This window comes from Aminobacter sp. BE322 (assembly GCF_050433525.1).
Taxonomy (GTDB): Bacteria; Pseudomonadota; Alphaproteobacteria; order Rhizobiales; family Rhizobiaceae; genus Aminobacter.
In genome coordinates this window covers 72,354-84,967 of the sequence record NZ_JBNPXB010000012.1, presented here as the reverse complement: position 1 = coordinate 84,967, position 12,614 = coordinate 72,354, and the positions used below count along the sequence as shown (strand labels likewise).

General features: G+C 63.1%; 10 protein-coding genes and 1 pseudogene. 8 read left to right on the top strand and 3 right to left on the bottom strand.

What is annotated here, in order from left to right:
• Positions 1-144: 144 nt before the first annotated feature.
• A complete protein-coding gene (gene istB / locus J2X50_RS17145; RefSeq protein ID WP_429096718.1) occupies positions 145-939 on the bottom strand; it encodes an IS21-like element helper ATPase IstB in 795 nt (264 codons plus the stop codon).
• The gene (istA, locus tag J2X50_RS17140) at positions 929-2,458 is read right to left on the bottom strand and encodes an IS21 family transposase (RefSeq protein WP_429096716.1); all 1,530 of its coding nucleotides are present in this window, start codon (positions 2,456-2,458) and stop codon (positions 929-931) included. The genes istB and istA overlap by 11 nt, the downstream gene beginning before the upstream one ends.
• 220 nt (positions 2,459-2,678) lie before the next feature.
• On the opposite strand from istA, the gene J2X50_RS17135 reads away from it, so the two are divergent.
• The 6 genes and pseudogenes from J2X50_RS17135 (at position 2,679) to J2X50_RS17110 (ending at position 9,845) form a co-directional block, all read left to right on the top strand.
• Positions 2,679-3,440 carry an ImuA family protein gene (locus J2X50_RS17135; RefSeq protein ID WP_429096714.1) on the top strand — a complete coding sequence of 254 codons (762 nt, stop codon included), beginning with the start codon at positions 2,679-2,681 and terminating at the stop codon, positions 3,438-3,440.
• Entirely contained in the window at positions 3,355-4,878 is a 1,524-nt protein-coding gene (locus J2X50_RS17130; protein WP_429096712.1) for a Y-family DNA polymerase, read from the top strand. The genes J2X50_RS17135 and J2X50_RS17130 overlap by 86 nt, the downstream gene beginning before the upstream one ends.
• A pseudogene (locus tag J2X50_RS17125) lies at positions 4,875-8,134 on the top strand (error-prone DNA polymerase). Before J2X50_RS17130 ends, J2X50_RS17125 begins: the two are co-directional and overlap by 4 nt.
• A gap of 177 nt (positions 8,135-8,311) precedes the next feature.
• Entirely contained in the window at positions 8,312-8,758 is a 447-nt protein-coding gene (locus tag J2X50_RS17120) for an ArsR/SmtB family transcription factor (protein WP_245262449.1), read from the top strand.
• Positions 8,758-9,273, top strand: a complete 516-nt coding sequence (locus J2X50_RS17115) for an SRPBCC family protein (protein ID WP_018431442.1) — start codon at positions 8,758-8,760, stop codon at positions 9,271-9,273. The genes J2X50_RS17120 and J2X50_RS17115 overlap by 1 nt, the downstream gene beginning before the upstream one ends.
• Positions 9,273-9,845, top strand: a complete 573-nt coding sequence (locus J2X50_RS17110) for a dihydrofolate reductase family protein (RefSeq protein ID WP_018431443.1) — start codon at positions 9,273-9,275, stop codon at positions 9,843-9,845. The genes J2X50_RS17115 and J2X50_RS17110 overlap by 1 nt, the downstream gene beginning before the upstream one ends.
• Positions 9,846-10,063: 218 nt before the next feature.
• Here the strand turns inward: J2X50_RS17110 and J2X50_RS17105 are convergent, their stop codons facing one another.
• Complete coding sequence (locus J2X50_RS17105; protein ID WP_246259486.1) at positions 10,064-10,906, bottom strand: hypothetical protein; 843 nt, start codon at positions 10,904-10,906, stop codon at positions 10,064-10,066.
• A gap of 420 nt (positions 10,907-11,326) precedes the next feature.
• On the opposite strand from J2X50_RS17105, the gene J2X50_RS17100 reads away from it, so the two are divergent.
• Positions 11,327-11,515 (top strand): hypothetical protein, encoded by a 189-nt coding sequence (locus J2X50_RS17100; protein ID WP_011578758.1) that lies wholly within the window; start codon positions 11,327-11,329, stop codon positions 11,513-11,515.
• Between the two features lie 178 nt (positions 11,516-11,693).
• The gene (locus J2X50_RS17095) at positions 11,694-12,593 is read left to right on the top strand and encodes a DUF3991 and toprim domain-containing protein (RefSeq protein ID WP_026227912.1); all 900 of its coding nucleotides are present in this window, start codon (positions 11,694-11,696) and stop codon (positions 12,591-12,593) included.
• The last annotated feature ends 21 nt before the right edge of the window (positions 12,594-12,614 follow it).

Genomic DNA, 12,614 nt, shown 5'->3' with positions numbered 1-12,614 from the left:
CATTCACGCAAGTGAGATCCAAGCCGCTGCAACAGCAAAACGATGGGGCAAGATCTATCGAGTAATCCCGATTGTTGATTTCCGCTGAGAGCTGACCCGGGATTTTCGCCGAGAAGTGACCCGCCTTCATGTATGGTTTGGGTCTCAGGTTTTGGTCAAGGGCGCGGCTTTCTCCTTCCTTTTGGCTGGGGCTTGGGCGGAACTGTTTTTGAAGCGGAAGCTGTCGTTTCCGGTTTCCAGGATGTGGCAGTGATGGGTGAGGCGATCGAGGAGCGCGGTTGTCATCTTGGCGTCGCCAAAGACGGTAGCCCACTCGCTGAAGCTGAGGTTGGTGGTGATGACGACGCTGGTGCGCTCGTAGAGCGTGCTCAGCAGATGGAACAGCAGCGCCCCGCCTGATGCGCTGAAGGGCAGGTATCCGAGTTCGTCGAGGATGACGAGATCGGAATGGGCGAGCCGATTGGCGATCTGACCTGCTTTGCCTTGGGCCTTCTCCTGTTCGAGCACGTTGACGAGTTCGACGGTGGAGAAGAAGCGGACACGCTTGCGATGATGCTCGACCGCCTGCACGCCGAGAGCTGTGGCGATGTGGGTCTTTCCGGTGCCTGGACCTCCGACAAGCACGACGTTGTTGGCATCCTCCATGAACTCGCAGCGATGGAGCTGGCGCACGAGGGCTTCATTGATCTCACTGCTGGCGAAGTCGAAGCCGGCCAGGTCGCGATAGACGGGGAAGCGGGCTGCCTTGAGCTGATAGGCGGTGGATCTGACCTCCCGTTCTGCCATCTCGGCCTTCAGCAGTTGCGACAGGATCGGGATGGCGGCCTCGAAGGCGGGAGCGGCCTGTTCGGTGAGGTCGGCGACGGCCTGCGCCATGCCATGCATCTTCAGGCTTCGCAGCATGATGACGATGGCGCCGCTGGCGGGATCATGACGCATGGCGCACCTCCCTGGCTTGGCGCAGCGCATCGTAGCGCTCGACATTGGCCTGCGGCTCCTTGGCCAGGCTCAGCGCCTGCGGTGCATCCACGACAGGTGTCGAGAGCGGCCTGCCGTCGACCAGCCTGTGCAGGAGATTGAGGATATGGACCTTGGTCGGGACACCGGTCTCGAGAGCCATCTCCACTGCCGCCAGCACGGCCTGCTCGTCATGCTGCAGGACAAGGGCCAGGATCTCGACCATCTCGCGGTCGCCTCCGGGCTTCCTGAGCAGGTGCTGCTGCACCTGCTTGAAGGCTTCGGGCAGTTCTGTGAAGGGCGCGCCGTTGCGCAAGGCTCCCGGCTTGCGCTGGATGACCGCCAGATAATGCCGCCAATCGTAGACGGTCTGGCCAAGACGGTCGTGCGACCGCTCGATGATGCGGCGGTGCTCGCAGATGAGCTGCCCTTCGGCGGCAACCACAATCCGTTCCGGATAGACCCGGAGGCTGACAGGCCGATTGGCGAAGGATGCCGGCACGCTGTAGCGGTTGCGCTCCAGATGGACCAGGCAGGTCGGAGAGACCCGCTTGGTGTATTCGACGAAGCCGTCGAAGAGCCGAGGCATCGGCATCAGGAACTGAGCCTCCTCGGCCCGGATGTCCTCGACCGTTCCGGGTCTGAGGCCGTGGGGAATCTGTTGCCACAGCTCCCGGCATCGCTGCTCCAGCCAGTCGTTCAGCGCCTCCAGCGATGGAAAGCGCGGCATCGGCTGCCATAGCCGGTGGCGGGAATCCTGGACGTTCTTCTCGACCTGTCCCTTCTCCCAGCCCGAGGCCGGATTGCAGAACTCGGCCTCGAACAGATAGTGGCTGGCCATGGCCGAGAAGCGGGCATTGACCTGTCGTTCCTTGCCGCGGCCGATCCTGTCGACCGCCGTGCGCATGTTGTCGTAGATCCCGCGCCGGGGAACGCCGCCCAGAACCCGGAAGGCGTGGTTGTGGGCATCGAACAACATCTCGTGCGTTTGCAGCGGATAGGCCCGCACCATGAAGGCACGGCTGTAGCTGAGCTTGAAGTGCGCAACCTGCAGCTTGGTGCGCTCGCCGCCGATCATCGCCCAGTCTTCCGACCAGTCGAACTGGAAGGCTTCGCCGGGCTCGAATGCCAACGGCACGAAGGTACCGCGCCCGCTCGTTTGCATCTGGCGCTGACGCTCTTCTTTCCAGGCACGCGCAAAGGCGGCGACACGGCCATAAGAACCCTCGTAGCCGAGGCTCATCAGGTCGGCGTGCAACTGCCTGATCGTGCGCTTCTGCTTGCGCGGCCTGTTCGCTTCCGTCCTCAGCCAGGCCGACAGCCGCTCGGCATAGGCATCGAGCTTGCTCGGCCGCTCCGGCACGTTGAAGCGAGGCTCGACCTCGTCGGATCGCAGGTATTTGCGGATCGTGTTCCGCGACAGTCCCGTACGCCGCGCAATCTCCCGGATCGAAAGTCCATCCCGCAGATGCCAGCGCCGGATAACGCTCAGTAACGCCATGTCTATCACTCCAATGTCCCCTGCGCTCATCAAGCAGGGGTGGGTTCAAACATGGGTCACTTCTCGATGGAAAAATCCCTCAATCCCGGGTCAGTTCTCGGCGGAAATCAACAAAGACTCTTTTGCGAGTCCGATTGACTCATTAGGCAATAGAGAACAAATAAAGAACATACCAGCGGAGAGACCCTTTGCAAAGCCTCAAGGAGCAGCCTTTTTCGATATGTCGGATTCCGTCGCCAGTCCCGTCATCACCGAACTTCGAGAGCGCATCGCGCGCCTCGAAGGCGGGACAGGCCGTGCCCGCAAGGTGCTGCCGTTCGGCGTAGCGGAACTCGATCGGAGGCTTCCGGGAGGCGGGTTGGCGCTGGGGTGCCTGCATGAGGTGGCGGGGGGCGGTAACGGCGCGGTGGATGGCGCTGCCGCTGCGCTATTCACGGCCGGCATCGCGGCGCGCACCAAGGGCAAGGTTCTCTGGGTGGTGACGCGGCGTGATCTCTTTATGCCGGCGATCGCGCAGGCCGGACTTCACCCAGACCGGCTGATCCATGTCGAGGCAGGCGATGAAAAGGCGTTGCTCGCCTGCTTTGAGGAAGGGCTTCGCCATGGCGGTCTCGGTGCTGTCGTCGCCGAGACTGCCCGACTTTCGATGACGGCTTCGCGGCGGCTCCAGCTCGCCGCTGAAGCCTCCGGCACAATCGGCATCGCTGTGCGGCGCTGGCGCCGCCAGACCGAGGCCGGCGATTTCGGGCAGCCGACCGCAAGCGTCACGCGCTGGCGGGTGTCGGTTCTCCCCTCTGCCCAGCTCCCCGTCCCGGGCATGGGCCGGGCGCGCTGGCTCCTTGAACTCATCCGCTGTCGCGCCGGCGACAGCGCAGACATTGAAGTGGAAGCTTGCGATGGCAAGGGTCGTATCGCTCTTCCTTCCGCGATGGCCGGTGGACCGTCTTCGAAGGAAATCGGGCGACGCATCGCCTCCGCGTGAGGCAGCGCTCGTCCTTATAAGCCGGGTTGGCAATCGGCGCGTCGTCACCGCCCTTGACGCGAACGCCGAAGCACTTGGGCTTCGCACCGGCATGCCGGTGGCGAAGGCACAGGCACTCGCGCCGGGGCTGGTCGTCATCGATGCCGATCCACGCGCGGATGCGGAAGGACTGGAGAAGCTGGCGCTCTGGGCCCTGCAACGCATCTCGCCCGTCGTCATGGCCGATCCGCCGGATGGTCTGGTGATCGACACCACGGGCGCCGATCATCTCCATGGCGGCGAGGACGTCATGCTGAGCACGATCGTCCAGCGCTTTGCTGCATCCGGTGTCGAGGCGCGCGCCGCGATCGCCGACACATGGGGCGCGGCGCATGCCGGCGCGCGCTTTGCCGCACGCTCCACCCTGGTCATTCCTCGGGGCGAAACTGCGCCTCTTCTGCGGCGTCTGCCGATCGCGGCGCTGCGGCTGCAACCCGATATTGTCACAGGCCTGCGCACGCTCGGCTTCGATCGTATCGGCGATCTCCTGGATCAACCGCGCGCGCCGCTGGCGCTGCGCTTCGGTCCTGAAATCGGCCGCCGCCTTGATCAGGCGCTTGGCAATGTCGGCGAGCCGATCGAGCCGTTCCGCGAAGCCGAAATCGTCGAGGTCCGGCGCGTCTTCGCTGAGCCGATCGGGGCGGCAGAGACGATTGCCCGCTATACCGCCAGGCTTGTCGAGGCTTTGTGTCAGATCCTGGAAACCAAAGGCCTTGGCGCGCGCCGGCTCGATCTGCTGTTCCATCTCGTCGACAACACGAGGCAAGCCATCCGTGTCGGCACAGCGCAGCCGGTTCGAGACGCAAAACGTCTGACGCGGCTGCTTTGCGAGAAGATCGACACCATCGATCCGGGATTCGGAATTGAGACGATGGAACTGGCAGCGATCCTCGTCGAGCCATTGCGGGATCGGCAGACCATATCCTCGCTGGTCGAGGAACCGCAGGCGGATATTTCGGACCTGATCGATGTCCTTGCGAACCGTGTCGGAGAAAATCGCCTTTGCCGTTTCACGCCCGTCCAAAGCGATGTCCCCGAGCGCTCCGTCGCCTGTGTCCCGCCACTCGCCCCTGAAACGGGCGCGACCTGGGACGGTGACTGGCCGCGGCCGCCGCGCCTGCTGTCCCGGCCGGAACCGATCGAGACCATGGCGCTTCTGCCCGACAATCCGCCGGTGTGGTTTACATGGCGCGGCGTTCGCCGGCGGGTTCGCCGCGCCGACGGACCGGAACGCATTCGGGGAGAATGGTGGAAGCGCGACGCGGAAACCGCGACGGTGCGGGATTATTTCCGGGTCGAGGATGACACCGGCGAGCGCTACTGGCTGTTCCGGTCCGGCGATGGCGAGCGTCCGGAGAGCGGCAGCCAGCGCTGGTTCCTGCACGGGATCTTCGGATGAGCGGGCCGCGCTACGCCGAGCTTCAGGTGACGAGCCATTTTTCGTTCCTGCGCGGTGCGAGCAGTTGCGAGGAACTGTTCGCGACGGCCGCCACGATGGGCGTCGAGGCACTTGCCGTCGTTGATCGAAACAGCCTCGCCGGCGTCGTGCGCGCGCATGAGGCTGCCAAGGCCACCGGACTCCGTCTCGTCGTCGGATGCCGACTTGATCTTGCTGACGGCATGTCGGTGCTCGTCTATCCGACGGACCGCTCAGCCTATGCGCGCCTCTGTCGGCTGCTGTCCCTTGGAAAGGGCAGGGCGGGCAAGGCGAAATGCCATTTGGAATGGTCCGATGTCGTTGCCTACGGCGAAGGACTGATTGCAGTGCTGTGCCGGACGTTGCCGATGAGACCTGCGCCATGCAGCTGCGCCGGCTGCGGGAGTCCTTTGGCAATCGCGCCTATATAGCGCTGACACTACGCCGGCGCCCCAACGATCAGCTTCGCCTTTGGGAGCTGTCCGACATGGCGACCGCCGTGCGTGTCCCCACGGTCGTGACCAATGACGCGCTCTTTCACGAGCCGGGCCGCCAGGTCCTGCAGGATGTCGTCACCGCGATCCGCCACAACGTCACCATCGACGAGCTCGGACATCGGCGCGAGCGTTTCGCCGATCGCTACCTGAAACCGCCCGAAGAAATGCACCGGCTGTTCGGCCGCTACCCGGAAGCGCTCGCCTGCACGATCGAGATCATGGAGCGCTGCCCGTTCAAGCTCGACGAGCTTGCCTATCAGTATCCCGAAGAGAAGCTCTATCCCGACCTTACCCCTCAGCAGGCGCTCGAAAAGTTGACCTGGGAAGGGGCCGTCGACCGCTATCCGGAAGGACTGCCTTCCAAGGTCCGGCGCAACCTCGAGCACGAATTACGCCTGATCGAGAAGCTCGAATATGCACCCTACTTCCTCACGGTGAACTCGATCGTGCGTTTTGCGCGCTCAAAGGAAATCCTGTGCCAGGGACGCGGCTCGGCCGCCAACTCAGCGGTCTGCTACGTGCTCGGCATCACCTCGATCGATCCGGATCGCAATGACCTGCTGTTCGAACGCTTTGTTTCGGAAGAACGCCGAGAACCGCCCGACATCGACGTCGACTTTGAACACGAAAGGCGCGAGGAAGTCATCCAGTGGGTCGACGAGACCTATGGACGCGACCGCGCCGCGCTTTGTTCGACGGTCATCCGGTATCGCTCCAAAGGGGCCGTTCGCGACGTCGGTAAAGCGCTCGGCCTGCCGGAGGACCTGACCAAGACATTGTCCTCGCAGGTCTGGGGCTGGTCCGAAGGCGTCGAGCAGAAGCATGCCGAAGGGCTGAACCTCAACATGGGCGATCGCCGTCTGAGGCTGGCGCTGGAGCTTGCGCATCAACTCGTCGGAACACCCCGTCACCTATCCCAGCATCCGGGCGGATTCGTTTTGACCCGCGATCGGCTCGATGAGCTCGTACCGATCGAGCCTGCGGCCATGGCCGATCGCCAGGTCGTGGAATGGGACAAAGACGACGTTGATGCCTTGAAGATGATGAAGGTCGACGTGCTGGCGCTCGGCATGCTGTCGTGCATGCGCCGCGGCTTCGATCTTCTCGCCGAACACAAGGACATCCGGCTCGACCTCGCGACGATTCCGGCCGAGGATCCGCGCACCTACGCCATGATCCGCAAGGCCGATACGCTCGGCACCTTCCAGATCGAGAGCCGCGCCCAGATGGCGATGCTGCCGCGCATCAAACCGCGGACCTTCTACGATCTGGTCATCGAGGTCGCGATCGTGCGGCCGGGACCGATCCAGGGTGACATGGTCCACCCCTATCTCAGGCGACGAGAGGGCAAGGAGGATGTCATCTATCCCAAGCCCGAGCTTGAGGCCGTGCTCGGCAAGACGCTCGGCGTGCCGTTGTTTCAGGAGCAGGCGATGCGGGTGGCGATCGAATGCGCCGGGTTTACCGCCGGCGAGGCCGACCAGCTCCGCCGCGCCATGGCAACTTTTAAGCACACGGGCGGCGTCTCGAAATTCGGTGAAAAGCTCGTCCAGGGCATGGTCGATAACGGCTATGATCGGGAATTTGCCGAGCGGACTTTCAAGCAGTTGGAGGGCTTTGGCTCCTATGGCTTTCCCGAAAGCCATGCAGCCAGTTTCGCTCTCATCGCCTATGCGAGCTCCTGGCTCAAATGCTGGCACCCGGACGTGTTCTGTGCGGCACTTTTGAACGCCCAGCCCATGGGCTTCTATGCGCCGGCGCAAATCGTGCGCGACGCGGTTGAGCATGGCGTCGAAATCCGCCCCGTCTGTGTCAATTCAAGCCGTTGGGATTGCACGCTCGAACCCCGGGACGCCGATGATGGCCGGTTCGCCGTTCGCCTCGGCTTGCGTCTGGTCAAGGGACTGGGAAATGCGGAAGCCGCGCGCCTCGTCTCCTGCCGTGCCGAGCAGCCATTCCGCTCGGTCGATGATCTTTGGCGGCGCGCCGCCATTCGCGCCGCGGCCCTCAGTGAGCTTGCCGAGGCCGATGCGTTCCGGCCCTCCATCGGCCTTGCCCGGCGGGAGGCACTTTGGTCGATCAAGGCGCTACGCGACGAACCGTTACCGCTATTCGCCGCGGCGGCAGTCCGGGAAGCCTTGCCGGTCGCCGAGCAGACGGAGCCAACCGTCTCGTTGCGGCCGATGACTGCCGGCAGCGAAGTCGTCGAGGATTACGGTCATGTCGGGCTGACGCTGCGCCAGCATCCCGTTTCCTTTCTGCGGAAGGACCTCGCGGCCCGGCGATTCCTGACCAGCGCCGACGCTGTCGCTTCGCGTGACCGGCGTTGGGTCGATGTCGCCGGCCTGGTCCTCGTCCGGCAGCGGCCGGGTTCGGCGAAGGGTGTCATGTTCATGACCATCGAGGACGAAACCACTGTCGCCAACATCGTCATCTGGGAGAAGGTCTTCAAGCAGTTTCGCCGGACCGTCCTTGGTGCCGGCATGATCGGGATCAAGGGCAGGGTGCAGCGCGAAGGCGAGGTGGTCCATATCGTCGCCCACCAACTCGTTGATCTCTCCGCGGAACTCGCCAGTGTCGGCTCGCGCGACACGAGGTTCCCTTTTCCGCACGGGAGGGGCGACGAGTTCCACCATGGATCGCCAGCCCCGGATTCGAGAGGTCTGCAGAAAGCGTGGGATCTCGCGCACGGCTACGGGCATACCGACCAAATCCAGGTGAAGACGCGGGATTTTCGGTAGGCAAAGCACGATTTCGTAAAAGAAAAATATGCTTCAGCATAAAGCCCGCTCTGATGGGGAACGCAAATGTTGCGAGCAAGGTTGACGTTTTCGGGCAACGCGCAGCCACGTCGAAAAAGTTGAATTCCCGACCCCGCGAATGGCCAGGCGGAAATTCAGGTAAACGAGACTGGGCCGTTGCTGACACCCAATGTCGGCAGCGGAGCGTCGTTGCCTGCGTCGCACGCGGCACGCCATTGGTCGAAGCGGCTTGACTCCGAATATGCGCAGCAATACATATGCATGATGATGCAACAAAGCATATTTCAGATGTTGGCTGACCCTACGCGGTTTCGTATCGTCGAGGCTTTGGCAGGCGGCGAGCGGGCCGTGGGCGACCTGGTTCAGGCCGTCGACATCGATCAGTCCGGCGTTTCGCGGCACCTGCGGATCCTCGACGAAGCCGGCTTCGTCACGATGAGGCCTGACGGGGCGAGGCGCCTTTATTCGCTCCGGCCCGAGCCGTTCCAGGCGATCGACGAATGGGTTCGGAGCTATCGCGAGCTTTGGGAGGGCCGGCTCGATCGGTTTGACGCCGCCTTGGCGCGACGGCGTGGCGCGCTGCAACGCGAGGGGGGAAAGTGATGATAGAGGCCAGCGAGCCGGGCGCAGCTACGATCAGGCTGGAGCGGGTTTACGACGCATCGGTGGACGAGGTCTGGGCGCTATGGGCCACCAGGGAAGGGCTCGAGGCGTGGTTCGCGCCCGAGGGCATGCGCTTCGAGTTATTGACTCTCGATCTGCGAGTCGGTGGTGCCTTCGAACACGTGATGACGGCGGTGGGCGCCGAGCAGGTCGCCTATTTTGCGAACCGGAACAGATCGTCAACGGCGCGGGTGAGCGGTCGGTTCGTCGAGATCGTGCCTCACCGGCGCCTGCGAATCCGCTTCGACATCGACTTCGTCCCGGGCGTCCAGGCCTATCCCTACGACATGATGGTCGAGCTTCACCCCGAGGCCGGGCGAGTCCGGATGGTGCTGACGGCCGATCGCCACCCGGACCCCGAGATGACACGCGGCGCAATCGCCGGACTGACCAGCCAGCTGCAACGGTTTGACTTAGCCATAAAAGCACGAGTAGCAAAGGAGCAACGACCGTAATGCGACCTCTTCTCTATTCCATCAACGTCACGCTCGATGGCTGCGTCGACCACAGGGCCATACCCACGGACGAGGCGCTGCAGCAAGAACAACTGCGTGCAACACATCAGCACGCCACCGAGAGTATCGGCCGGGCCGATGCTCTGCTCTTTGGCCGCGTCACCTACCAGATGATGGAAGAGGCGTGGAGGCATGAGACGCGGACCATCACGCCGCCTGACTGGACCGAGCCTTTCGCGCGCACCATCGACGCAATGAAGAAATACGTCGTTTCAAACACACTCGAGCGGGTCGATTGGAACGCGGAACGGGTTAGCGGTAACCTCGGCGAGGCGGTCCGGAAGCTCAAGCAGCAGCCGGGCAGGGCGCTGTTCACGGGCGGCGTAAAGCTGCCGATGGCGCTGGCGGAGCTGGGCCTGATCGACGAGTATGAATTCGTGGTACAGCCCAGGCTTGCCGGTCATGGGCCCACCTTGTTCGCCGGGCTCTCCAAATATATCGAGTTGAAGCTCGTCGACCGGCAAGAGCTCAGCTCAGGCGCTGTAGCGCTGCGCTACGAGCCGAGAAGGTAACGCGTGAGCCCGCCCCCTACATGGCCGGCCTGATCCCAGTTGTCCTAGTAGATAGCGTGCCGCGCTTTGCGCCGCGTCCCGAACTGGTAGGCGCGACGTTGGGCCTTGCTCGGCATCCTCTGAATTGCCCGAGGCTAGATGGTTGTTTCAGCGGAATGATTGCCAGATGCAAACCGGCAGCGAATGACCCCTGCCGATTGTCAGATTGATCCCGACGCTCATGAGGGGCGAAGGTTATCGAGTAGGCCGGCAATATCGACATTAAGCCTTCCAGCGATCCGGTACTCCCTTGCTTGACCTCGGCCCATTGAGTTTTTTGTCCAGGATCCTTCGATGAGTCCCCTTCTTCCAAGGGCGCCAAGAACCTCATCGGCAGCACCGCGCGTCATCCCGGTGACAGCGACAATATTGGAAATCGTTATCGGCTCGCCCTTGCAGTGCAGGTCTAGGATAACCGTTACCATCGCGTATTGCCGTAGTCGTGCGCCTGGCGTCTCGCCGGCCAGCGGGAATCCAACGACCTGATGCAGCATCACATCGTGAATAAGCTGGAAGCCAAGCTTCGCCCTTGCCTCGGAACTACCCGTTGTCATTATCCGGTTTCGAAGCCATCGCTCGCGGTGCGCCCCCGCTCTGCGATGCTCATTGACCCCTTGGTGATCGGGGAGTTCGAAACCGTACCAGACGGCCCCATGGCCTTTAGCTCGGTGAGCCTGTTGTATACGCCACAGGCTCCCCGACCATAAGGTCAAGGAGGTTGGAATCATCCCGGTTGATTCCATACCGCTGGTAAGGGTTTCGACGCCCTTGAGGCAGTGCGTCGCTGCCTCAACTGAATCCATACCGAAAACGAACGGATTTGTCGCGGTCTCTTCGCGTTTTAGACGAAGGAAGGCGTCCGGACCGGAGAAAGGTCGATGCTGGGTGGCCAGAGGCGAGGTCGAGGCGGCGCGGCAGGCTCGACCGTGTTTGCTGCGGGCGCTTTCGTCCGCTTTTTGCTTGGGGCAGTCGCGTTCGCGCGACCGCGCCTCAGTCGCCGGCAGCAGGACGGCCTTCGGCAATGAGCCGCAGAAGCTCAGCCCTGGGTACGGAACTGTTGCTGACGTAAGCGGCAACGATCTCCGTGGTCAGGCCGATCAAATTGGCTGTCGGCTTTTGATGGTGGCGACATCGTCGGTACAGGAAGAACCGGTCCTCGCAAAGACCTTGATGATAGCGGCATGCATCAGCCGGCGCTGTCTGCGGCATGAATCCGCGACGGTTCGTGCTGGAAATGCGGCTCAGGCGCAAAGACCACCCCCGCTCTTATCGGCTTATTTCCCTTGTTCCAGCCCGGACCTTGTCGATCAACCCGCGAGGGGTCGGACTACGCAAGCGTGCCGCCGCTTATGGCTTCGCCAACGCGGTGATCGTGGTCCAGGCCGGAACCGACGGGCGCCTGTCGAGCGGGGAATGGTCCCCGCAGCTACGGGAGTCACACCATGTCGCAAGAACTCAGCCTCGCTCAGAACCACGCCTGGAACCTCGCGCGCACCCTGATGACGCCGGTCATCCTCTTCAAGGTCGATGAAGACGCATACGGCGTTCTTCCTGCCGACGACCTCGATGACGACGAGGTCAACGCCCTCTACTTTTACGACCCCTACACGGGTGGCCAGCCGGTTCATTGAACCGTCTCTTGCCCGGCGTGCCGCTTGCGAGCGGCAGGCCGCAAGGTAAGCTGCGCCGCGGCAGGAGCCGCGCCCTTGCCCCCTTTGCTCTTCGCGCCGGTCGCTAAGGTGTTCCGCGAAGTGTGCGGAGAAGATAAACTGAATGAAAGGTCGGCCGAAAGGCCGCTGGGAGAAAAGAATGGAAAAAGCGGATATCGAAGAGCTGCGAGGCAGGGTGGGTTGTGCGGCCGTGCTGGAGACCGGAGGGTTCGCGATCGACTTGAAGGAAAGCACGCGCAAGGCAGTGAAGTATCGCCGTGGCGATGACATCATCATCGTTATCCACGATGGCAAGGGCTGGTTTGATCCGCTCTCCGACGCCAAGGGTGATGTCTATTCGCTCGTTCAGCATCTGGACGGCGGCGATTTTCTGGAAGCGTTTGTGCAAGTCGCGTCCCTGGTCGGCTTCGAGCCCCGCGAGCCAGAATGGAAACGACAGTCGCGCGAGGCGGAACCTGACCAATCCATACCGGATCGTTGGGGTGCCCGGCGCAAGCCCTGGCGCGGGTCGGCAACCTGGCGATATCTGCGCGACGACCGGCACATTCCCGAACAGGTCCTCCGGGCAGCCATCGCCCAGGACCTTCTGCGGGAAGGGCCGCGTGGGAGCATGTGGGCCGCTCATCAGGGTGCCGATGGCGTGGTCACCGGTTGGGAGGAACGTGGTCCCGAATGGCGCGGCTTTGCAACCGGCGGCAGCAAGGTCTTGTTCCGCTTCGGGTTCAAGGGCGCCGCTCGCATCTGCGTAACCGAAGCCGCCATCGATGCCATGAGCCTTGGCGCGATCGAGAAGGCCCGGCGCGATACGCTTTATGTCAGCACTGGCGGCGGCTGGTCGCCGGCCACCGACGGCGCCATTCGCATGTTGGGGGAACGGCCCGATGTCCGCTTCGTCGCCGCGACCGATGCGAACACGCAGGGCGAAGCGTTCGTGGCGCGGTTGCGTGAGCTTGCCGGTGAACTCTCCTGCGACTTCGAACGTCTGAAGCCGCGTGCGGAGGACTGGAATGCGATGCTGAAGGAGGGGGCAATCGCCTGATCGGGCAGACCGGCACCTCCA